Genomic DNA, 21,566 nt, shown 5'->3' with positions numbered 1-21,566 from the left:
GATGGTTGACGGGCTAGGCGGCAATTGCTGCCTTCGGCAGGATTTCGAGCACGCGATCGACATCGAGGACGACCATCAGCTGGCCATCAAGGCGGTGCACGCCGCCTGCGAATTTCGCCATCCGCGGATCGAGGTTCACCGGGTTCTCCTCCCGGCTGGCCTCGGGCAGCCGCAGCACTTCGCCGATCTGGTCGATCAAGAGGCCATAGGACTCGCCGCGCAGATCGACGCCGACCGCCATCGGCGGCTTGCCGTCATCGGCCCTGGCGAGGCCCAGCCGCGCCCGCATGTCGATCACGGTCACGATGCGGCCGCGCAGGTTCAAGACGCCGGCAATTTCGGCCGACGACAGCGGCACCCGCGTCACCCGCTCCGGCATGAACACGTCCTGCACACGCGAGATCGGCAGGCCGAACAGCTGGCCGCCGATCACGGCAGTGACGAATTCGGAGGCGGCGCCCTCGGTGGTTTCGATCTTGGTGCTCATCGCACGCTACTCCTGCCCGTTCCTGTCACGCGGCCCGCCGATTGGCTTCGGCGCGCGCCCGTTCCTCGATCTGTTCTTTCAGCGCCGCGATCAGGCCGGGCCGGTCGAACTTGGCGATGTAGTCATATAGGCCGGCCTGGCGGCCACGCTCGATCGCCGCCGGCGAGACCAGCGACGACACCGCGATGACCGGCAGCTGGTGCAGGTTCTGATCGGAGCGGATTGCCTCGGCGAACTCGAAGCCATTCATCTCCGGCATCTCGATGTCGGTGACGACGATGTCGAAGGTGTGCCCGGAGCGCAGCGTGGCGAGCCCCTCCAGCGCAGAGGCCGCCGTGCGCACCTTGTAGCCGGCCGACTTCAACACCGGCGCCAGCATGTTGCGGAAGAACGGCGAGTCGTCGACCAGCAGCACCGACTGCGTCTGCGACTCGGTGGCCATCTCCTTGCGGATGAACCAGTCCGCGAAGGCCATCGGCAGGAAGTGGCCGACGTCGATGACCTCGGTCGCCTGACCCTTGATCACGGCCGAGCCGAGGATGCCGTCTCGCGCGCCGGAGACCTGGATGTTGAGCCGCTCCTCGACGATGTCGATGATCTCGTCGACGACGAGACCCATCGCGCGGGTCTCGTCGGCGAACACCAGGATCGGCTGCGATCCCGTGGTCTGCACCGACACGCCCTCCATCTGCACCAGCGGCATCAGCTGATCGCGGTACTGCACCATGTAGCGGCCGTTGGAGATCTCGATCTTGTCGGCCGCGATCTCCTCGAGACGCGTGACCAGCGCCAGCGGCACTGCCTTGGGCTGCGCCGTGCCGGCGCGGAACACCAGCAGCGACGTGAGCTGCTCGCCGCCGACGGCATGATGTGCGGCATGCTCGTCGGCGACCGCCTGCGACGCCGAGCCGGCAGCGCCGAGCGCCTTCGCAATGCCGTTCGGATCGATGATCATGATGACCGCGCCGTCGCCCAGGATGGTGTTGCCCGAGAACATGTCGATGTGCCGCAGCTTGGTCGACATCGGCTTGACCACGATTTCCTCGGTGTGGAACACGCAGTCCACCACGATGCCGAAGGTCTGGTTGCCGACCTGCGTCACCACGATGAAGCCGTTCTCCGGATCCGACGACGAGCCGTCATCGATCTTCAAGAGCTTCTTCAGATGCATCAGCGGCAGCAGTTTGTTGCGCAGGCGCAAGACCGCCGTGTCCTTGATGCGCTCGATGCGATGCTCGGAGTTGGCGCGTGCACGCACCAGCTCGACCACGGCCAGTTGCGGAATCGCGAAGCGATCGCCGCCGGCCTCGACGATCAGCGCCGAGACGATCGCCAGCGTCAGCGGGATCTTGATGGTGACGGACGACCCCTCTCCGGCGACCGACTTGATGTCGATGGTGCCGCCGATCTGGTCGATGTTGGTGCGCACCACGTCCATGCCGACGCCGCGGCCGGAGACCGAGGTGATGGCAGCGGCGGTCGAGAAGCCCGGCTCGAAGATGAACTTGTGGATCTGCGCTTCCGTCATCTTCTCGAGCTCGGCCTCGGTGACGAGGCCGTTCGCGAGGGCCTTGGCCTTGATGCGCTCGGTGTTGAGGCCGCGGCCGTTGTCGGCGATGCAGATGATGATGTGGCCGCCTTCATGATAGGCGGAGAGGCGGATCGTGCCCTGGTCCGGCTTGTTGGCCGCCGCGCGCTCAGCGGGGGTTTCGAGACCGTGGTCCGCCGAGTTGCGCACCATGTGGGTGAGCGGATCCTTGATCAGATCGAGCACCTGGCGGTCGAGCTCAGTGTCGGCACCGTGCATCTCGAGCTCGATCTGCTTGCCGAGTTCGGTCGCGAGGTCGCGGACGATGCGCGGCAGCTTCTGCCAGGCATTGCCGATCGGCTGCATGCGCGTCTTCATGACGCCTTCCTGCAGCTCGGCGGTGACGTTCGACAGTCGCTGCAACGGCACCTTGAACTCGGTGTCCTCGTTGCGGCGGGCGATCTCGAGCAGCTGGTTGCGCGTCAGCACCAGCTCGGAGACCATCGTCATCAGATGTTCGAGCGTGTCGACGTTGACGCGGATCGACTGGTTGGCGACCTTGTCGTTCTCGTGCACCTCGCCGTCGGCATTGGCCTTGGCCCGCGCCGCCTTCTTCGGCGCTTCGGCCTTTGCTTCCGCCTTCGCCGGCTCAGGCTTGGGCGCAGCGGCCTGCGGGGCGGACGCCTTCGGCGCGGGCGCGGTCTCATGCGCCGGCGGCGTCTCGATCGCGGTCTCGCGGAAGGCGCGCTCCAGCTCGTCGAGCGAGACCTCGCCCGGACGCAGCGGACGCTCCAGGGTCTGGTCGATCAGCGAGCCCTGCGTCACCGCAGGTGCCGGCGGCGCGGCCGGAGCCGCGGGCGCGACCGGCGGCGCGGCTTCGCCGGCGGCCATCGCGGCCATGCCGCGCTCGACCATCGCCTCGAGCTCGCTGATGAGGTCGCGGTCCTCGCCTTCGGGCTCTGCCTCGTTGGCCTCGAGCTGTCCGAGCAGGTCCTTGATTCTGTCGATCGTAGTCAAGATCAGCGTGACGGCCTCGCCGGTCACCGGCATGCCGTCGCGGAATTTGCCCATCAGGGTTTCAGCGGCGTGCGCCAGCGCTTCAAGCCGCGGCAGGCCGAGGAAGCCACAGGTCCCCTTGATCGTGTGCACCAGCCGGAAGATGTTATCCAGGATCTTGGCGTTGTTCGGCTCCTGCTCGAACCGCACCAACTGATTGTCGACGGTATCCAGGCTCTCGCTGGTCTCCGTCAGGAACTCACGCAACAGATCATCCATGAAACTGGCCTTCCAAGAATTGGCGCTGCGATCGCGGCTCGATCGCTGATCCTGTCAGAGCGACGGTCGGTCCAGTGCTTTCGCCAAGGCGTGCGGATCAAACCGCCCGTCGCTCGGCTCAACGGACTTTCCTCGCTGCCATCGTTAGGCGGGGCCTTTATCCGTCCCGTTAATTTTAATGTCCGTGCTAATACGGACGAGACCGATGCCGAAGACCTCGCGCCTTCGCTCCGGCTGCGGCCGGAATCAGGTCACCGCTTCGGCCTGAACAACGGCAAAGCTCTCGCGCTCGATCAGCGTCCTGATCTCTTTCAAGGCCTTGTAAAGCGCGCCTTCGGTGACATGGCGGTCCACGGCCTCGGCCTGGCCGGCGGCTTCCGGAAGCGCTCTGCGCAACTCGTTCATGCAGGCGAGATAGGACGCGCGATAGCGGATCGCGTCGTTCTTCAAATACATCGTCTGGACGCAGAGATAGAGGCGCTTGGCCGGTGTATCGGCCGTTTCCGCGGTGACGGTGTCACGTTCGCGAAGGATCGGCGCATCGCCTTCGACAATGAAGCGCGCGCGCGTGTTCGAATTCACGATCACGCTGTCGCCGATCACGATTCGTTCGAAAGGCTTCAGCTCGACCCGCAAGGGCATGGCCCAAGTCTCCTCTCGGGAGTCTCCTTTCGGGAGCGGCATCGCCGGCAGGCTGCGCTCCCGTCGACAAGAGACTGCCGTTGCACTCGCTCGCCGCGCTTGCCTGCAGCATCCGTCGACTTCGATCGAGCCCGGCGTGAATCCCGGATCGTCTAGCCGAAAGCGGCGGGGACCAGCCCCGCCGCCTCCGATGATGATGAGTGCCGTCCGCGCCTTAGCGCAGCAGCTGCAGCACGCTCGCCTGCGACTGGTTGGCGAGCGACAGCGCGGACACCGCGATCGACTGGCGGGTCGACAGCGCCTGGCTGTTGGCCGCTTCCTCGTTGGTGTCGGCCAAGGTCAGGTTCGACGAGCCGGTCTGCAGCACGTTGATCAGGTTCTTGTTGAAGTCCTGACGGACCTGCACGACCGACAGGTTCGAACCCAGCGTGGAGGCCTCGTTGCGCAGCGTGGAGCTCGCCGAGTTGAGCACGCCGATGACCTTGTTCGCCGAGTTGTTGTCGAGGAAGTCGGTGCCCGAGGTCAACGTCGAGAGGCCGAGGCCCGCCGAGTTGAACGTGACACCGGTGATCGACAGCGTCGACTTGCCGGTTTCGTTGAAGGTCAGCTTCAGCGTGTCGCCGTTCAGCAGGTTGATGCCGTTGAACGAAGCGTCAGCCGCGGTCGTGTTGATCTGCGCCAGCACGTTGTTGTACTGGGAGACCAGGCTCGCCCGCTGCGTCTGCGCGGTGGTATCAGCCACCGGAGCCGCCGCCGTCAGACCGTTGAAGGCCTGGCTCGAGGCTGCCGACGTACCACCGATCGTGCCGATCGTGGCCGAGGCCGCGTCGTTGGTGGTGGTGAGCGTGATCTTGCCGGTGGACGAGTCGACCGTCGCCTGCAGGTTGTTGGCTGCAAGGGCGGCGTTGAGATCGTTCAACGACTTGACCTGTCCTGTCCCCAGGCCGAACGTGATGCTGGTCGCCGTGCCACCTCCTGTGGCGCCGACCGTCAGCGTCTGTCCTGCCAAGCCGTCGCCGACAGCAGTCAGCCCGAGCTTGGCCAAGGTGCCGCTGCTGCCCGAGAGCGTCAATCCCGCCGCCGGCGGCGTCAGGGTGATGGCGCCTGCGGTGATCGACGAGGTCACGCCGGTCTGGGACTGGATCGCCGACAGCAGGTTGGTGACGCTGTCGCCGATGCCGATGCTGGTGCCCGTCGAGGACGTGCCGGTGACGAAGGTGAAGGTGGTGCCGTTGACGACCAGCGTCTCACCGGAGGTGATGCCGGTGGCGAGGTTGTTCGACGCGGTGCCCGACGTGCCCGACAGCTTGGTCGAGCCGGTGATAGCGGCCGGGGTCGTGTTGTCGTTCTGCACGACCGAGCCGGTCACAGCCGTCGAGCTGGCGCCGAGCAGGTCGGTGGCGGTCGCACCGCTCAGAGCCGCCGAGGTGACATTCGACTTGGTGGAGTAGCCCACGGCGCTCTGCAGCACCTGATTGGCGATCGACTTGGCGCTGTCGACGAGCTTCTGCAGCGAGGTGATGCCGGTGTTGGCAGCCTGCAGCACCTGCACGCCGTTGCCGATGCCGTCGAGCAGATTGGAGATGTCGGAAGCGCGGTTGTCGAGACCCTGGGCGGTGAAGAAGTTGGTCGGATTGTCGAGAGCCGAGTTGACCTTCTTGCCCGTGGAGAGGTTGTTTTGCGTGGTGGCGAGGAGCTGAGCCGTCGACTGCAGCGAGAGCAGGTTCTGGCGAACCGACGCAGAGAGTACGATACCTGACATTGTCATTCCCTTCTGGATGAACATGAGTAGTGTTCGCCGAACCGTTCTGTCGGCGACGGGGCAGACTGGTCCCCGGAATCCTACCCGTTCGTTAAATTGAGCCGGGAACGGCGGCGGGCGCGCCTGGCGACCGCGGTTAATCCTAATTGGCTGCTAATCAATTCCGTCAATTGCGGGTGAAATCGGCAAATTCCCGCGAAACTGGCGCGCTCGCTCGCGGCGTTTGCCAGCGACGCACCCCGTCGTTAGGACGACGGTAACTATGAACTGGACAGGAGAGCCGACGAGGATGGCTCTCGATCCGCGCGCGGAAGACTGATCTCGACGCTGGCGACTTCGCCGTGAGGCTCCTTGAGCTCCAGGCGTCCGTTGGACCGCCTGACGAAATCCTCGACCATCCGGATGTCGTGGAACATCGCCTCGGGCCGCGTGGCGCCTTCGCCAACGGCCGACGCGCGCAGCACGATCACTGCGTCGCGATCGGAGCCGCCGTCCGATGCATGCGGGCCCGCCCTCATCGCCGCGATGTCGATCTTGCCCCCGCCATCCATGCCGTTGCGCGCCGTGATTCCGAGACACAGCAACGCGGCCATCAGCTGGCCGGGATCGACGAACACGGCCGGGACATCCGCGGCTACGGACGTGGTGACTTCGACCTCGGTCCCGAGCGTCGGCCGAAGCAGCCGTCCGACGTCGGTCAGCAGCTCGGTCAGCTCGACGATACATGGACGCGGCGGGCGCCCTCTTGCAAACGACAGAAGCTGCGAGGTCAATCGTGCGCCACGCGTCGCCGCCTCGTCGATCAGGCGCGCAACGGCTGCAAGCTCAGGCCTGTCCTCGACGGCCTCGGCGAGAATGTCGATGGTACCCGTGATCACGGTGAGAATGTTGTTGAAGTCGTGCAGAAGGCCGCCGGCGACCTGACCAACGATCGCCAGTCCCGGATTGACGTCGTGCATCGCCGGCTCAGCGGCTTCCACGTTTGTGTTCGACGAAGGCTGGCCGGCTACTTGATGATGGGAAAGCGCCATGAGTCCTAAGCTACCTGTTGGGGAAGATGGCGGGCTGCCGACAGAACGCACACGGGCCGGCTCCGCTGCCATGCGCGGCTTCGCCATGGGAGTTCACCGTCGTTGCTGACCATCGATCGCGCTCCGGCTGGACGCACCATGAGCCTGAGAACCTCATGAGCCTGAGAACCTCGCTCCCGTCACGACGAGCGATCGTCATCACGGGACATGGGAGCCGGGCCGATGCCAGCCATTCAGGACGAGAGTTGCATCCGACAGAAAAAGATCCGTCAACGAATCAGCGCGCTTGTTAGCGATTTTGGCCTCAAGATGTCGGCTGTCAATCAGGGCTGGAGCCGGCAGCGTCTCCCGCGCTCGGAGCGACGAGATCCAGACGGGGACAAGCCTCTTCGGTCATCGCCGCCTGGCAGCACGGGCCCCGGGGGCCGGCGGCGTGGGCGCCGAGCCTGGCTCCCGCTTGTATACAGGCTGCGCTCCATCAAATCACCTCAACGCGAGGGTCCGGAGGTAAGAACGTCGATGCCTCCTCAAGGTGTCTGCACAACAACGAGCACAGCAGGAACCAACCACTGTTACTGGGAATCTTACCTGGTAATTTTTCTTGTCAGCGGCCTGGACGCGGCTTTATGGAACCATGAGTGCATTGAGATCCGAGAGGCTCTGTGACTGCAATGCAGGAGATGGCTTTGGACCCCAGCTTGCGTTCTCCGAACGGCTTCCTGTCGTCATTGGCTGACGACGATTTCGAGCTGATCCGCCCTTATCTGCGGACCGTCGATCTCGTGCAGGACTCGGTGCTCGCCGAGGTCGGCGAGAAGCTTTCGCGCATCTACTTCCCCCATCGCGGCGTCATCTCGCTCGTCGTCAACCTCGCGCGCGGCGAGCGCGTTCAGGTCGCCATGATCGGACGCGACAGCTTCTTCGGTAGCATGTCGCTGCTAGCTGGCGGTGATCCGGTGGTGCTCAACACTGCGGCCGTTCTCGTGCCCGGCATCGCCTCCGTCGTCGACATCGATCGGGTGCGGACCGCGGCCGAGCAAAGCGCAACCTTCCGCTCGCAGATGCTGCGGCATGCGCTTGCCATCTACGTGCAGAGCCAGCAGACAGCCGGTTGCAATGCCGCCCACACGGTCGAGTCGCGGCTGGCGCGCTGCCTGCTGCAGACGCATGATCTTTCGGGCGGCAACAAGCTCTACATCACCCAGGAATCGCTGGCCCAGATGATCGGCGCGCGACGCAACAGCGTGTCGCTGGTGGCGAGCACGCTGCAGCAGGCGGACTTCATCCACTATAGCCGCGGCCATATCGAGATCATCGACCTGGAGGGCCTGAAGAAGACGGCCTGCGAATGCTACGGCGCCGTCAAAGGCCAGTACGAGAAGCTGGTCCGCCCGCGCTGTCTGCCCTGAGCAGCCTTGCCTCTTCGGGCAGCCTCGCTCGCCTGCCGGTTGTGGCCGGACCGCCTCGCGGAGGAATCCGTACAACTACGGCTCATGGTATGATCGCCCCCGTTCGCCCCGACGGAATTAACGCGCTGTTCAACGGGCGCTGATAATTGTCGACGTGCTGACGAGCGCGAGTTCCAAGAAGCGTCGAATAATGTTCGTGCTGATATATCTCGCCCGTGTTCGGCTTTTGACCAAACGCGCGGAGTAATGACATGGCCTTTGATCTGTCGATGCCGATCCTGGTGGTCGATGACTACGCCACTATGATTCGGATCATCCGCAACCTGCTGAAGCAGCTCGGATTCGAGAACGTCGACGACGCCAGCGATGGATCGGCCGCGCTCGCCAAGATGCAGGCGAAGAAGTACGGCCTGGTGATCTCCGACTGGAACATGGAACCGATGACCGGCTACGACCTGCTGCGCGAGGTGCGCGCCAGTCCGGAGCTGTCGAAGACGCCGTTCATCATGATCACGGCCGAATCCAAGACCGAGAACGTCATTGCCGCCAAGAAGGCCGGCGTGAGCAACTACATCGTCAAGCCGTTCAACGCCGCGACGCTCAAGACCAAGATGGAAGCCGTGTTCGGGCCGGCCGAATAGCACGAGCGTTCCGGAATGCGATGTCCAGCGGCCGGACCGGGAGTCCGGCCGTTTGTTTGAGCGACCAGGCCTCGGGATCTCCGAGGCCCCTGCGCCTATCGCGTGCTCGTGCGCTCCTGCTCCGTAGTTGTACGGAAACCAAAATTTACGAGGGGGTCAGAGCCGGCCGTTAGACAAAACGGTGCTTGCCGATAACGCGCCAAGCCGGCAACGGGACAGGGAATTCATGCGCAACGAACTCCTCGTGATCGAAGATGCCGAAGTGCATCTGTCCATTCTGCGGAAGATCGCGGCTCAGGCCGGCTTCAACACGACCGGCGTCAACTCGGTCGACGCTGCGTCCGCCGTGTTGCAGAAGAGACATTTCGACTGCGTGACGCTCGATCTCTCGCTTGGCGAGCGATCCGGCACCGAGGTTCTGGATCGCCTCGCGGAGCTGAAATTTCGTGGTCCGGTGCTGATCATCAGCGCGTCCGAGGAAGACGCGCTCTACGCCTCTGTCCGCATCGCGAACTTTCTCGAACTGAACGTCTATCCCCCCTTCTCCAAGCCGATCAATCTGACGCTGCTCCGACAGACGCTGAAGCAGATCGCACACGACACCGACCGCCAGAGGCTGGTCAGAGCGGCGGGCTGGTAGCTGACAATGAGCAACAAGAAACGTTTTCTGGGGGCGCCTGCCGCGATCGCGCTCATCCTCATCTGCGTCATTGCCGGCAGCAACCTGTTCTTCCTGACCAATCTGCGCGAGAACGCGCTTCAGCACGCCGAGGAAGACCTCAGCCGACACAGTCTTACTCTCGCCGAGAATGCCGACCGCTCGGTGAAGTCGGTCGACCTCGTGCTCACCAGCGTGCGCGACTATCTCGCGCGCGGCGGCGCCATCGACGCCGCGGCGTACCGCAAGGTCGCCTCCGATCACCAGACGCATCTCCTGCTCAAGGAGAAGATCGCCGGATTGCCGCAGATCGATGCGGTCACCTTGATCGACGCACAAGGCAAGCTCCTGAACTTCTCCCGCTATTGGCCGATCCCCGACGTCAACATCGCCGATCGCGACTACTTCAAGGCGCTGAAGGGCGATCCGGCGCTGCAGACCTTCGTCAGCACGCCGGTGCAAAATCGCGGCGACGGCACCTGGAACATCTATTTCGCCCGACGTCTGGACGATTCGAAGGGTGAGTTCATGGGCATGATGCTCGGCGCCATGTCCGTGCCCTACCTGGAGAACTTCTTCGGCTCCACCGCGCTCGGTCTCGAAGCCGCCGTGTCGCTGGTCCGCGAGGATGGCACGCTGCTCGCCCATTTCCCGCCCACGAGCGAGATCGGCAAGCCGACCTCCGGCTTCGGGCAGCGCGCGCTGTCGGCCGGCGGCGTGCTGCGCGAGCCCTCCGCCAGGACGGGCGAGATGCGCCTGCGGGCGGCGAGGATGCTGCCCAACTATCCCGCGATGATCGTGGTGTCGGTGTTCGAGCACGACGTCCTGAAGGCCTGGCGCGCCATGGCCACGCTGCTGGTCCTCGTGTCGCTGGTGAGCGCAATGGCCGTGCTCGCCGCGGCGGTCCTCATCTCGCGCTGGTGGGAACGCCACGAGCACCTGATCGAAGCGGCCGAGGCGGCCAATGCCGCGAAATCCACCTTCGTCGCCATGATGAGCCACGAGATCCGCACGCCGATGAATGCGGTGCTCGGCCTTGCCACCACGCTGCTGGAAACCAACCTCGACCCGGAGCAGCGCCGCTCGGTGGTCGCGATCCACAATGCCGGCGACAATCTGCTCGAGATCCTCAACGACATCCTCGACTTCTCCAAGCTCGAGTCCGGTCAGCTGTCGCTCGAGGACATCGCATTCTCCGCGGAAGCCCTGGTCCACAACACGCTGAGCATCATCGGGCCGCGCGCCTCCGCCAAGGATCTGAAGCTCAGGAACGTCAGCGATCCCACCGTGCCGCCGGCACTGGTGGGCGATGCCGGCCGCATTCGTCAGATTCTGCTCAACCTCGTGTCCAACGCGGTCAAGTTCACATCGTCGGGCGAAGTCGCCATCACCACGCGCTGCATCGAAAAGGATGACGAGAAGGCGACGGTCGAGTGGACCGTGACCGACACGGGCATCGGCATCGCGGCCGACAAGATCGGCTCGCTGTTTGCGAACTTCGTGCAGGCCGACAACTCGATCAGCCGGCGGTTCGGCGGCTCCGGGCTGGGGCTCGCCATTTGCAAGCGCCTCACCGAGCAGATGGGCGGCGAGATCAAGGTGACCTCGACGCTGGGCAGCGGCTCCACCTTCTCGTTCCGCCTGACGCTGCCGATCGCCGAGGCCGTGGCGGTGCCCGAGCAGAACGACGACAGCATCTACGCCTCGCTGCAGAACCGCATCGCGGCGTTCGGCAGGCCGTTGCGCGTGCTGGTGGTCGACGACAATCCGACCAATCGGCTCGTCGCCACCAAGATGCTCAAGGATTTCGACATCCAGACCGACACGGCGTGCGACGGCGCCGAGGCCGTCACCGCCGCCAGCCGCTTCAACTACGACCTGATCCTGATGGACGTCCGCATGCCCGAGATGGACGGCTTCCAGGCGACCCGGACCATTCGTGCGCGGGGCGAGCGCCGCTCCAACGTGCCGATCATCGCCTTCACCGCAAACGCATTCATGGAGGACATCCGCGCCTGCCGCGAAGCCGGCATGAACGACTTCGTCGTCAAGCCGGCGCGCAAGAAGGCGCTCGTGGAAGCCATCCTGCGCGTGCTGCCGGCCCCCACGCCGGTCGTGGAGATGGCGGCGTCCGACACAGCTCCGCTGGTGCCGGCCGAGCAGGACGCCAGGCCGGCCGACCTCTCTGCCGACACGGAGGTTGCTCCCGAGCCTGCGCTCGATCGCGAGGCCTATGCGGAGCTGGTCGGAGAGATCGGAGACGATGCCGCGCAGGAGATCCGCGATGTGTTCTTCAGCGAGACGGACGCGCGGCTGAAGCTGTTCCGAAAGCTGTCGCTGGATGGCGACCGCATCAAGATCGGCCGCGAGGCGCATTCGCTGAAGAGCGCCGCCGGGACCTTCGGCTACAGGCGTCTGGCGACATATGCGCTTGCGCTGGAGAAGAGTGCACCGCGCCTCTCTTCCAGGGAATACTCCGAGCTGCTCGACAACATCGACGCCGCCTACTCCGCCGCGAGGGCCCAGGAGCTGCAGTACTGAACGCACGCTCAGCCACGGCACCACGCCGGCGCATATCGAGCGTTCGTCGTCGCCGAGACGAGGCCGAGATGGCGAACGGGGCGTTCATGGGCGAGATTCGCAGAACGCGATCTTCATATTCCCTACCAATGGGTTGACGCCGTACTTCTACGGCTCACGATTTTCACAATCAACTAATCATGAGCTGCGAGACTGCGGTCACATAGGAGATGTGTCCCATGTTTACTTTTGAAACCGCCGACCAGAAGGAAGTCAGGCGTTTCCGAATTGCGCAGTTCAACGGCCGGACCGCGACCGTGAAATCCGGTGGCGCGACGATCACCGGCCACGTCCGTTCCGTGATGGAAAAGGAAGCAAGCGTACCGCCGCGTTGGACCATTACCATCGTGCCGACGCCGCCAAAGGCCCAGGCGCCGCTGCGGCCGACCTCCCGCGTTCGTCCTTTCGCAGAGGACTATTTCTGATCATACTGGGAGCCGGCCCCCGATCCGTTCGTGCAACGGACCTGATCGGGATCTCGGCGCGGTACGTCAGCACATGGCGACGAGCTCAACCCGCTGCACGGGCGCGCCCCGCCCCCGCGCCGACGATCATCCGATCTGGTTGAGAAGCGCCGCGCGGACCAGTTCGGCGGTGTTGCGTGCGCCGAGCTTGCGCATGGCCTCGGCCCGGTGGCTCTCGAAGGTGCGAGGGCTGATGCCCATCCGCAAGGCCCCTTCCTTGTTCGAATGGCCATCGCTGATCAGCTTCAGAACCTCGCGCTCGCGCGGGGTCAGCGATTTGCTGGCACGGCCGGAGCGCATGGACGCAGCGGGCGCTTGCTCCTGATCACGCGCAGAGCCCGTGCGCGACAGCGGACCGAACTGGCCCTGCGCACCGGAAATCTTGTTCACGAGGGCGCACACACGCTCGGTCTGCAGCAGCGCGTTGTCGACCACGATCTGCACGTGCCGGCGCTCACCGGGACTACGGGCAATCTCGTCGCTGCGCTGCTTGATCTCGCCCATGTAGAGCATCAGGGCCGTGAGCGAGCCGTTGAGCTGGCGCGCCAGCGCGAGTGAGTCCTGATCATCGCAGGGCTCCGCCGCGAGCGCGCCCTCACGGGCCACCGCGACACCATGGTCGTTAACTTTCGTGGCCGGAACCGGAACGGCGCGATCGTCAGAAAGGCTGTTGCTGAGCTGTGGCATGCCCCATTCTGGCGCAACCGCGGCTTTAACATGGTTAACATCCGAAACCGTAACAATACGGGATATTTCGGCCAACTCGCGCGACCGTCGATATTTTCTCTCAAGAGTTGTAATTCGAGAAAGTTAACCCAGAACGTCAGGGGCTTGTTCGGCTCCCAGAATGTCCCGTCTTCGCGGGCTATCAACTCCATCGTGCATACCGACCATTATTTACGGATATTAATTTGGCACCAACTGTTTCGTGGTTCGATGCGTCCGTTCTCGTCCGTCGAGACGAGCCGTTGAGACCTCGAGCAGACAGCCGGATACGCCATGGGACCGGTCGACCGGATCTGGGAATTCCTGCAGCGGTTGTCGCCGTTGACGCGGAGCTGTCTGCTCAGCGAGCTCGAACGACTGGAGCTGAGCGGCGTCGACATGCCCGGGTCGGCCGATCTCCAGGCCCGGTTGCGCGCCGAGATCCGCAACAACGGCGCCGGCGGTCATCGCACCATCAATCCGTCGCGCTACTTCTTCATGCCGGTCGAGCAGCTTCTCATCGACGGCTCGCCGGAGCATGCCAATGAAGGCCGCATTGCCCGCGGTTCGCTGACGCCGATCTGGGAATGGATTTCGCGCGACCTGCTCCCGACCATGGCCCGCGACTACAATGCGCAGATGAGGGACCTGATCGCGGCCGACAAGCAGCGCGAGATCCTCAAGACCGCGAGCGCGTTTCAGACGAAGGTGACGAAGTCCCTGGAAGGTACGCTGGGGCGAGCCGACGGCATCGAGCAGGTTCGCGACAAGCTCAAGGCCTACACGGCCTCTCCGTCTGTGTTCGACGACGTCGTCAAGCTGATGAAGGCGCTGCGCGCCCGCGAGGAGCTGGCGAAATTTGCCGACTCGCTGCCGGACAGGATCGCGGAATTCGACGACCCGCAGGTCAAGAAGATGGCGCTGCTGCTCGACGGCCTACGCAAGAAAGAGCCTGAGGCCGTGCCCTTTGCGCTGACGCTGGTTGCCAAGCGCCTGAAGGAGCCCTGGCAGGTGATGCGTCTGGCGACCAAGGCGGCGCGCTCCAAGAACGTCGCCGACGTGATCACGGCGCCCTACGCCATGACCGTGCCGATGGTGCTCGACCAGCTCGAGGACAAGCGCCTCGCGCTACGCGTTGCCCTGAAGAACAACCGCGTCGTGACGGCCAAGGAAATTCTGACCAACATCTATGATATCGAATATGCCATCCAGGTTCGCATCGACAGGATCGAGGAGTCGGACTGGGGCAATCGTCTGAGCGTGATCATGAGCAACACGGCCAAGATGGTCCAGGACGAGGTCAAGCGCTTCCCGGACGAGGTCGGACACGTGCTCGGCTCCAACCGGCTGCGCAGCCACCGCTCGTTCGGTGACCGCCTGACCTACATCGCCTGGAAAGGCCGCGACGCCATCAAGACAGCGCTGCGCTCGGCAACTGGCTGATCGACTCACCCATTGGCCATCCGTTCGCGAGCCGATTTGAAGCCGGCGACGAAGCGCGCCAGCGTGTCCGAGGTCTTGCCGCGCGGCAGCATCACCTCGATCAGCGAGAAGCGCCCGCGCCGATGCACGGCGCGCTCGAGCGCGGCCACGAGCTCGGCGCGGGTGGTGACACGCTCGCCGGTGCCGCCGATGGAGTTGGCGATCTCGGCATAGTGCCAGTCGTCGAGATCGTTGAAGCGCGACTCCGGCTGGAACACGCGCAGCATCTCCCAGCTGCAATTGTTGAACAGCACGACGATGGGATCGAGGCCATAGCGGCGGCAGTTGCCGAGCTCCCAGCCGGTCATCTGGAATGCGCCGTCGCCGACCAGGATCAGCGGCCGCAGGCCGGTGGAGGCGACGCCGATTCCGGCGGGCACGCCGAAGCCCATTCCGGCGTAATAGCCCGGCGCCGCCAGCGCCGTGTTGTCGATCTCCATGGCCGTGAACAGGCAGTCGCCGATATCCGAGGTCATCGGCATCCGGCCATGCCGGTCGAACATGTCGTTGATCGCGGTTGCGATGTCCGACGGCGCGATGGGCAGGTCGTCCGCCGCAAGACCGCGAGGATAGGTCGAGCGTTGCCGGAGGAGGCCCGCAGCGGTCGCCCGCGGCGTGGCGCGCGCCTCCAGCGCGTCGATGAGATCGCCAAGCGGCATGTCGCGATAGGCGTGATGCCCGATCTGCACCTCGCGGCTGGCGGCCAGGATCATACGGCGGGGATCCGGCGCCCGGTTCGACAACGCGAAATTGGTATCCGACAGAATGACGCCGAGCATCAGCACGAGATCGGCATCCTCGACGAGCTGGGTGATGGCCGGATTGCCGGCCGCGCCGAGATAGGTGCCGGCGACGACGTCGTCGGCGTTGTCGAGCAGGCCTCGCCCCATGAAGGTGGTGACCAGCGGCAGGCCGAGCTTGCGCGCGAGCGCCGCGATCCGGTCCTCGACGCCATAGCGGCGGATTTCGACATCGACGACGATCACCGGACGCTGGGCGCTGGCGATGCGCGCGAGAATCTCGTCGACGCACTCGTCCAGCGCCTCGCGATTGGCCGCGCGCGGGGGCAACGGCCGCACCGGCTCGACCTCGGCATCGACCATGTCGCGCGGGAATTCGATATAGACCGGCAGCGACAACTCCTTCGCGCTGCGCAGCACGCGCGCAATCTGGGCCGGCGCTGTCGCCGGATCGCTGAGCACCGCCTGATCGCAGGTGACCTCCTTGAACACCGCGAGCTGGGTGTCGACGGTGCGCGCCTGGTGATGCAGCAGGAAGCCGGAGACGCGCTCACGCGCGCCCGGTGCACCGGCGATGACCACGACCGGCGAACGCTCGGCGTAGGCGCCCGCCACGGCATTGACGACATTGAAGGCGCCTGCGCCATAGGTCACCACGGCGACGCCGAGCCCGCCATGATAGCGGGCCGCAGCATCGGCCGCGAAGCCGACCGCCGGTTCATGACTGAGCGTCACGCTCGGCAGGATGCTGCTTTCCTCGATGACCTTGAACAGCGGCAGCACGAAATCGCCGGGTATTCCGAAGATCTCGCGCGCGCCGTGATCCTTCAGAGCGGCAAGCAGCGCATGGGACAGAGCGGGCATCCGGATCCTCCGGGGTGTGCGTGGCGTTCGGCCGGTGCTACACGATCAGGGATGCGCTGCCAATCACGCCGCCGTTCAACCTCTGCCGACGCCTCCACCACACGCTCGCCGCCACATCACGAGCCGCTAGTTCCGCGTGACCAGCTGGGCCTGGGCCGACGGGGCAGCCGGCGCGGCAGCATGCGGCGCGACCAGCACCGCCGCGAACAGGATCACCGCCGCAGTCATCATGCCGAGCTTCAGCATGACCGTCCTGCGATCGGTGATCGGCAGAAACAGAAAGAACAGCAGCGCCGCTGCCAGCACCAGATCGAGCATGTAGGACATGGATCGCCTCCTCCGTTGCCGGCGACCATGGGCCATGGGGGCTTTTCGCACTGTGTCCGCCGTCACGGAGCGCCGCCGCCGCATTCGGCGCGCAAAACGCGCGGTCGATACCGACCCCACAAGGTGGCTACAAGCTGGATTGACCATCGCCGAGACGGTACACTGCCGGGAAAATTCAAGCGGGGTTCTGACCTTTCATGACCAAGAAGCGAGCGCTCATCACCGGGGTCACGGGTCAGGACGGCGCCTATCTCGCCGAATTGCTGCTCAGCAAGGGCTACGAGGTCCACGGCATCAAGCGCCGCTCATCCCTGTTCAATACCGATCGGATCGACCATCTCTATCTGGACCCGCATGAGTCGGATCCGCCGTTCCGGCTGCACTATGGCGACCTGACGGATTCCTCCAGCCTCATCCGCATCGTCGGCGAGGTCCGTCCGCACGAGATCTACAATCTGGCGGCGCAGAGCCATGTGGCCGTCTCCTTCGAGGAGCCGGAGTACACGGCCAATTCCGACGCGCTCGGCACGCTGCGGCTGCTCGAAGCCATTCGCATCGTCGGTCTCGAGAAGGAAACGCGATTCTATCAGGCCTCGACGTCGGAGCTCTATGGACTGGTGCAGGAGGTCCCGCAGCGGGAGACGACGCCTTTCTACCCGCGGTCCCCCTATGCCGTCGCGAAGCTCTACGCCTACTGGATCACGGTGAATTACCGCGAGGCCTACGGCATGTATGCCTGCAACGGCATCCTCTTCAATCACGAGTCACCGGTCAGGGGCGAGACGTTCGTCACCCGCAAGATCACCCGTGCGCTCGCCCGCATCCACCTCGATCTGCAGGACCATCTCTATCTCGGCAACCTCGATGCGCTACGCGACTGGGGGCACGCCCGCGACTATGTCGAGATGCAGTGGATGATGCTGCAGCAGAACGAGGCAGAAGACTACGTCATCGCCACCGGCGTGCAGCACTCGGTGCGCGACTTCGTCAATCTGGCGGCTGACGAGATCGGCCTCGCACTGGAATGGAGAGGCAGCGGCGCCGACGAGAAGGGCTATGACGCCGCCACCGGCAAGTGCCTCGTTTCGGTCGACCCGCGCTATTTCCGGCCGACCGAGGTGGCGACCCTGCTCGGCGACGCATCGAAGGCCAAGCAGAAGCTCGGCTGGGTGCCGCGGACGACGTTTGCGGAGCTGGTCCGCGAGATGATGCGGGAAGATCTCGAATCGGCCAAGCGCGACGAGCTGATCAAGCAGCATGGCTTCCGCTATTTCACGCGCCACGAGTAACGGGCGCGGACATCGGCGGCCGGAGCTCCCTGGTGACGTTTCTGCCGCGTCACTGCTCTATGCGTCGAACAGCGCAGCCTCGGTGAAAGCAAGATCGCCGAGATCAGGCGGATGTGGTCCTTTGCCATATTTCCGGCCGCGCCGGTCGGAGTACCAGCCGACCAGCGCGGTCATCGGCGCATTGGCATCGAGCCGCACCAGCAGGCCGCCCCGACGGAGCAGAAACCGTCCGATCGCGCCGGCAAAGCGGGCGACATCGGCCACGTCCCGAACATAGAGCAGCCGGTGGACCGGCAGCCAGTTCTTGACCCGGTGTTTCTGAAACACGAACGGATAAGCGATGCCCGCCTCGTGCACGACCATGCTGAGGCAGCCCCAGTCCGCATGCTGCCGCAACAGGTCGGCCTCATAGGCGGAGAGCCCCGCTGAATCGCTCTCCGCGAACTCGCCGATCGTCACTCCGGCCTTCGGCGGTGACAATGCCAGGGCCGCGTAGATCTGGCCGCGGCAATAGACCGAAAAGCCCTGCGCCTCGACCTGCGGCCAGGTGTGCGGCGCCGGCGTGATGTTGAAGTATGTCACGCTCTTGTCGCGCGTGGCCGCGCGAACCAGCATCGAGCTGAAGGCACGGAAAGCGGCCTCGACATACCAGCTGGAGACATTGGCCCTGACGATCGATGCGCCGTCGCACTGCACTTCGGAAAACAGCAGCAGGATGACGCCGACCGGCGTGCCGCCATGGTCGAGACAATAGCCGAATGCCGGATAGCCCGCGGGCCGTGGACGGGCGGCGTGGCGCTCGAGCCCGCGCAACCAATAATCCTCACGCCGGAACGGGAAGCCGCGCGTCAGCAACGCAGCAACTGCAGCAAGATCGGCCATTCCAATCTCGCGGATGCGCACGCCAATGACCGGCTGGGCCGGCGCACCCCCCTCGCTCGCAAGACCGGTCCTTCTGATCGGCAGCATTCCGGATTTACTCGACCAAGAACGTTGTGCGCGCTCGCCGCAGCAAGCGATGATACCGCTGCAATTAGCCTAAAATCGGCGTGCCGCAGTGAACCACATCGGGCTGTCATTACCATCGCGTTAACGCGCGACATGGATTCCGCCGTCCGCCATCGTCAGCGGCGTGGCGGCCGGTCACGGCCGCGGCACGCGAAACATGTAGGTCTCGTTGGCGTTGAGCCCGTCGACGAAGAAGCGGCCGGGCCTGACGTCGATGCGACGCTGCAGCCCGTCCCATCCCCACACTTCGAGGCTGCGCGCCCAATCGGGCAATTCGATCTCGACCGCGCGGCCTGGCCGATCGGTCCACCCGGCGATGTTCTGCCAGACGATCAGCTCGGCATCGGCGCCGCTCAACCGATAAAGCGCGAGCTGCCGGTCGATTGACACGATGCTCATGTGGCCGGCGAGCTGCAGCACCGTCTTCAAGACCAGGCTGCGCGCCTCGGGCACCCACGGATCCTCACCGCTGGCCATCGCATAAGCGAGGCCATCGACACGCGGCGTGTCGCCGAGATTCCAGGGAAAAGCCACCACCGAAACCGGCGAACGACCATCCTGCCCAACCACGGCGAGCTGATCCCAGATTGCACTCAGAAACAATCTGGCCGCCACCTGCTCGTTATCCCATGCGCCAGCGCGCGCGACGTTGAACTCGGTGGTGTAGAAGTTGACATCCCGACGAAGGCCCATCGCCTGCTTGACGCGATCGAAGCAGGTCTGCACCGAGAACTCGCGTCCCCTGGTCATGGGATACCATCGATCATTGTAGTAGGTGTGAAGATCGATCCCGTCGAGCCGCCCGTCCGCGAGCAGATCGGCAATCGCCGGCCCATAGCCGCGCAGCGTCGCGTCGCCATGCGAGTTGCAGGTGGCGAAGCCGCCGGGAACGACCCGCAGCTTCGGATCGACGCTATGGACACCGTCGGCCAGCCCCGCCAACGCATCGTGGTAGTCCTTGCGCGGAATCGAGGCCTGCACGTCGGGCTCGTTGATTGCCGTGAAGATGGTTGCACCCCAGTCGGGAATGCCGTTTTCCTGGCCCCAATCGCCTCCCGGGCGAAACCGCTTCGCCATCGCCTGCCCCGCAGCAAACCAGTCCTGATAGGACCCGATCGGCTGCGGCGGGTTCAGGGTTTGATAGCTGCCTTCATATTCGAGCAGGATCAGCGGCGTGATGCCGTTCCTGTGCGCCTCGAGCATGGCCGCATCGAAATCCCGCGGCGTCGGAACACGCGCGAGCGTACGCCAGCCATAGGAATCCATCCGGCCCATCCTGGCGCCGACGCCATGCAGCGCCTGGTACAGCTGGGTGCTCTTGCCGGCGAGATGCGTGACGAGATTGCCGCCGCCCATGAGAGACCGGATCGCAGCACCGTTCACAGCGTCGGCAACGCCTGGAGTTGCCGAGCCAATCGTTAATAGCACTATGCTAATGACCAGCAGATTGGAACGAAGTCGCAATGTCTAGTCCCGTAGATGTCCGTAATGACGTTTGAGATCGTCCAGGTCGTTCAAGAGATAAGCAATGCCGGCGGCGTGGAAACCGTTGCCATCGAGCTTGCACGTGTTTTCGGCCGGAATGGTTTATCGAATGTCGTTCTGGCCAGCACGGTGGCTGAAAATCTCGAACAGTCGATCCGGGTGGAGCGGGTTGCGCCATGGCTTGCGCGGATTCCGACCCGCGGGCTCTTCCGGTACATCGGTCGCGCCGTCGTCGTGCCGCTGTTCACGCTCGCAGCGACCCGGGCGCTTGCGCATCATCCTGACGCCCTCGTCATCAGCCACGGTGACAGTCTCAAAGGCGACCTGCTGATCGTTCACGCGGTCAATGCGCAGAGCCTTGCCGAGAAGCGTGCCGCCGGCAGCTGGCGCTGGCTGCTCAATCCCATGCATCTCTGGGTGGCCTTGCGCGACCGGTTCATGATCGGCGGGCTTCGCTATCGCGCCTTCGTCGCAGTGTCGGAGCGCGTGACCGCGGAGCTACAGCGCTTCTATCGTGTTCCCTCCTCACGCGTTCATGTCATCTCCAATGGAATCGATCTCCATCGCTTCAGCCGCGACGAGAAGGCGGGACAGGCGATCCGGCACGAGTTCGGCATTCCGACGCATGCGCGCGTGCTGCTGTTCGTCGGGCACGAATTCCATCGCAAGGGATTGGCCCATGTCGTCGGCGCGCTCGACCGGCTCGGCGACGAGGTCCGGCTGCTGGTGGTCGGCTCGGACAATCCGGCACCCTATCGCAAGCTGACGCGCAAGGCGCAGGATCGGCTCATCTTTGCCGGCTCGCGATCCGACATGCCCGCGCTCTACTCCGCCGCCGACGCGTTCGTCCTGCCGACGAGCTACGAGACCTTTTCGCTGGTCTGCATGGAGGCGATGGCCTGCGGGGTGCCGGTGTTCGCAACGCCGGCCGGCGGCATCGAGGACTACCTCCGCGATGGCATCAACGGCTTTCGTGTCCGGATGGACGCGGAGGACATCGCGACCAGGATCGCTGCCGTGCTCGATGATCCCGCGCTGCTGCAGCGGCTCCGGGACGGCGCGCGCGCGACGGCGCGGAGCTACGGCTGGGATGAGGTCGGCCTGAAATATATCGAGCTGCTCAGGCAGATCGATGCAGCCAAACGGGCGCCGAGCCAGTCCGCGATGACGGTGTCGGCCAAAGCATAGC

At 64.6% G+C, this 21,566-nt stretch carries 18 protein-coding genes; 8 read left to right on the top strand and 10 right to left on the bottom strand.

Annotation, left to right across the window (positions count from 1 at the left end; genetic code table 11):
- Positions 1-13: 13 nt before the first annotated feature.
- The 5 genes from QX108_RS19545 to QX108_RS19525 form a co-directional block, all read right to left on the bottom strand.
- Positions 14-487: a chemotaxis protein CheW gene (locus QX108_RS19545; protein WP_315723768.1), complete on the bottom strand. Its 474-nt coding sequence runs from the start codon at positions 485-487 to the stop codon at positions 14-16.
- 25 nt (positions 488-512) lie between these two features.
- Positions 513-3,290, bottom strand: coding sequence for a hybrid sensor histidine kinase/response regulator (locus QX108_RS19540; RefSeq protein WP_315799599.1), 2,778 nt, complete (start codon positions 3,288-3,290; stop codon positions 513-515).
- A 246-nt stretch (positions 3,291-3,536) separates the two neighbouring features.
- Complete coding sequence (gene flbT / locus QX108_RS19535) at positions 3,537-3,932, bottom strand: flagellar biosynthesis repressor FlbT (protein WP_315723746.1); 396 nt, start codon at positions 3,930-3,932, stop codon at positions 3,537-3,539.
- Between the two features lie 214 nt (positions 3,933-4,146).
- On the bottom strand, positions 4,147-5,694 hold the full coding sequence (locus tag QX108_RS19530) for a flagellin (protein WP_315787261.1): 1,548 nt from the start codon (positions 5,692-5,694) through the stop codon (positions 4,147-4,149).
- Between the two features lie 260 nt (positions 5,695-5,954).
- The gene (locus QX108_RS19525) at positions 5,955-6,725 is read right to left on the bottom strand and encodes a histidine kinase dimerization/phospho-acceptor domain-containing protein (RefSeq protein ID WP_315726562.1); all 771 of its coding nucleotides are present in this window, start codon (positions 6,723-6,725) and stop codon (positions 5,955-5,957) included.
- Positions 6,726-7,411: 686 nt separating this feature from the next.
- On the opposite strand from QX108_RS19525, the gene QX108_RS19520 reads away from it, so the two are divergent.
- The 5 genes from QX108_RS19520 to QX108_RS19500 all read left to right on the top strand — a co-directional run bounded on the left by QX108_RS19520 (position 7,412) and on the right by QX108_RS19500 (position 12,438).
- A complete protein-coding gene (locus QX108_RS19520) occupies positions 7,412-8,134 on the top strand; it encodes a Crp/Fnr family transcriptional regulator (protein WP_315723744.1) in 723 nt (240 codons plus the stop codon).
- Positions 8,135-8,385: 251 nt separating this feature from the next.
- Entirely contained in the window at positions 8,386-8,775 is a 390-nt protein-coding gene (locus QX108_RS19515; RefSeq protein ID WP_006614400.1) for a response regulator, read from the top strand.
- 226 nt (positions 8,776-9,001) lie between these two features.
- Entirely contained in the window at positions 9,002-9,415 is a 414-nt protein-coding gene (locus QX108_RS19510; RefSeq protein ID WP_172112834.1) for a response regulator, read from the top strand.
- 6 nt (positions 9,416-9,421) lie between these two features.
- Entirely contained in the window at positions 9,422-11,974 is a 2,553-nt protein-coding gene (locus tag QX108_RS19505) for a hybrid sensor histidine kinase/response regulator (RefSeq protein ID WP_315787257.1), read from the top strand.
- A 218-nt stretch (positions 11,975-12,192) separates the two neighbouring features.
- Positions 12,193-12,438 carry a hypothetical protein gene (locus QX108_RS19500; RefSeq protein WP_172112836.1) on the top strand — a complete coding sequence of 82 codons (246 nt, stop codon included), beginning with the start codon at positions 12,193-12,195 and terminating at the stop codon, positions 12,436-12,438.
- 126 nt (positions 12,439-12,564) lie between these two features.
- Here QX108_RS19500 and QX108_RS19495 read toward each other — a convergent pair whose 3' ends face one another.
- Positions 12,565-13,164, bottom strand: coding sequence for a helix-turn-helix transcriptional regulator (locus QX108_RS19495; protein ID WP_315787313.1), 600 nt, complete (start codon positions 13,162-13,164; stop codon positions 12,565-12,567).
- Between the two features lie 312 nt (positions 13,165-13,476).
- Here QX108_RS19495 and QX108_RS19490 point away from each other — a divergent pair, with 312 nt between their 5' ends.
- Entirely contained in the window at positions 13,477-14,625 is a 1,149-nt protein-coding gene (locus QX108_RS19490) for a hypothetical protein (protein WP_315787255.1), read from the top strand.
- Positions 14,626-14,630: 5 nt separating this feature from the next.
- Here QX108_RS19490 and ipdC read toward each other — a convergent pair whose 3' ends face one another.
- Both ipdC and QX108_RS19480 read right to left on the bottom strand, forming a co-directional pair.
- Complete coding sequence (ipdC, locus tag QX108_RS19485) at positions 14,631-16,268, bottom strand: indolepyruvate/phenylpyruvate decarboxylase (protein WP_315787253.1); 1,638 nt, start codon at positions 16,266-16,268, stop codon at positions 14,631-14,633.
- 126 nt (positions 16,269-16,394) lie between these two features.
- Complete coding sequence (locus QX108_RS19480) at positions 16,395-16,595, bottom strand: hypothetical protein (RefSeq protein WP_315723724.1); 201 nt, start codon at positions 16,593-16,595, stop codon at positions 16,395-16,397.
- A 197-nt stretch (positions 16,596-16,792) separates the two neighbouring features.
- Between QX108_RS19480 and gmd the strand changes: the two genes are divergently transcribed.
- Positions 16,793-17,884, top strand: coding sequence for a GDP-mannose 4,6-dehydratase (gmd, locus tag QX108_RS19475; RefSeq protein WP_315723723.1), 1,092 nt, complete (start codon positions 16,793-16,795; stop codon positions 17,882-17,884).
- 57 nt (positions 17,885-17,941) lie between these two features.
- On the opposite strand, the gene QX108_RS19470 is transcribed toward gmd, so the two are convergent.
- Both QX108_RS19470 and QX108_RS19465 read right to left on the bottom strand, forming a co-directional pair.
- Positions 17,942-18,853, bottom strand: coding sequence for an acyl-CoA acyltransferase (locus QX108_RS19470; protein ID WP_315787250.1), 912 nt, complete (start codon positions 18,851-18,853; stop codon positions 17,942-17,944).
- Between the two features lie 174 nt (positions 18,854-19,027).
- Complete coding sequence (locus QX108_RS19465) at positions 19,028-20,248, bottom strand: hypothetical protein (RefSeq protein WP_315787248.1); 1,221 nt, start codon at positions 20,246-20,248, stop codon at positions 19,028-19,030.
- Between the two features lie 132 nt (positions 20,249-20,380).
- On the opposite strand from QX108_RS19465, the gene QX108_RS19460 reads away from it, so the two are divergent.
- Positions 20,381-21,565 carry a glycosyltransferase family 4 protein gene (locus tag QX108_RS19460; RefSeq protein WP_315787246.1) on the top strand — a complete coding sequence of 395 codons (1,185 nt, stop codon included), beginning with the start codon at positions 20,381-20,383 and terminating at the stop codon, positions 21,563-21,565.
- The last annotated feature ends 1 nt before the right edge of the window (position 21,566 follow it).

This window comes from Bradyrhizobium sp. SZCCHNR1002 (genome assembly GCF_032381435.1).
Classification (GTDB): domain Bacteria; phylum Pseudomonadota; class Alphaproteobacteria; order Rhizobiales; family Xanthobacteraceae; genus Bradyrhizobium; species Bradyrhizobium aeschynomenes.
This window is presented reverse-complemented; position numbering and strand designations above follow the sequence as displayed.

Bases quoted from the DNA above. Each gene is read 5' to 3' on its own strand.
- QX108_RS19460 (WP_315787246.1), top strand. From the start codon at position 20,381: ATGACGTTTGAGATCGTCCAGGTCGTTCAAGAGATAAGCAATGCCGGC.
- QX108_RS19545 (WP_315723768.1), bottom strand. From the start codon at position 487: ATGAGCACCAAGATCGAAACCACCGAGGGCGCCGCCTCCGAATTCGTC.
- QX108_RS19465 (WP_315787248.1), bottom strand. From the start codon at position 20,248: ATGGGCGGCGGCAATCTCGTCACGCATCTCGCCGGCAAGAGCACCCAG.
- QX108_RS19515 (WP_006614400.1), top strand. From the start codon at position 8,386: ATGGCCTTTGATCTGTCGATGCCGATCCTGGTGGTCGATGACTACGCC.
- QX108_RS19480 (WP_315723724.1), bottom strand. From the start codon at position 16,595: ATGTCCTACATGCTCGATCTGGTGCTGGCAGCGGCGCTGCTGTTCTTT.
- QX108_RS19490 (WP_315787255.1), top strand. From the start codon at position 13,477: ATGGGACCGGTCGACCGGATCTGGGAATTCCTGCAGCGGTTGTCGCCG.
- QX108_RS19510 (WP_172112834.1), top strand. From the start codon at position 9,002: ATGCGCAACGAACTCCTCGTGATCGAAGATGCCGAAGTGCATCTGTCC.
- flbT (WP_315723746.1), bottom strand. From the start codon at position 3,932: ATGCCCTTGCGGGTCGAGCTGAAGCCTTTCGAACGAATCGTGATCGGC.
- QX108_RS19540 (WP_315799599.1), bottom strand. From the start codon at position 3,290: ATGGATGATCTGTTGCGTGAGTTCCTGACGGAGACCAGCGAGAGCCTG.
- QX108_RS19505 (WP_315787257.1), top strand. From the start codon at position 9,422: ATGAGCAACAAGAAACGTTTTCTGGGGGCGCCTGCCGCGATCGCGCTC.
- gmd (WP_315723723.1), top strand. From the start codon at position 16,793: ATGACCAAGAAGCGAGCGCTCATCACCGGGGTCACGGGTCAGGACGGC.
- QX108_RS19470 (WP_315787250.1), bottom strand. From the start codon at position 18,853: ATGCTGCCGATCAGAAGGACCGGTCTTGCGAGCGAGGGGGGTGCGCCG.
- QX108_RS19530 (WP_315787261.1), bottom strand. From the start codon at position 5,694: ATGTCAGGTATCGTACTCTCTGCGTCGGTTCGCCAGAACCTGCTCTCG.
- QX108_RS19525 (WP_315726562.1), bottom strand. From the start codon at position 6,725: ATGGCGCTTTCCCATCATCAAGTAGCCGGCCAGCCTTCGTCGAACACA.
- QX108_RS19500 (WP_172112836.1), top strand. From the start codon at position 12,193: ATGTTTACTTTTGAAACCGCCGACCAGAAGGAAGTCAGGCGTTTCCGA.
- ipdC (WP_315787253.1), bottom strand. From the start codon at position 16,268: ATGCCCGCTCTGTCCCATGCGCTGCTTGCCGCTCTGAAGGATCACGGC.
- QX108_RS19495 (WP_315787313.1), bottom strand. From the start codon at position 13,164: ATGCCACAGCTCAGCAACAGCCTTTCTGACGATCGCGCCGTTCCGGTT.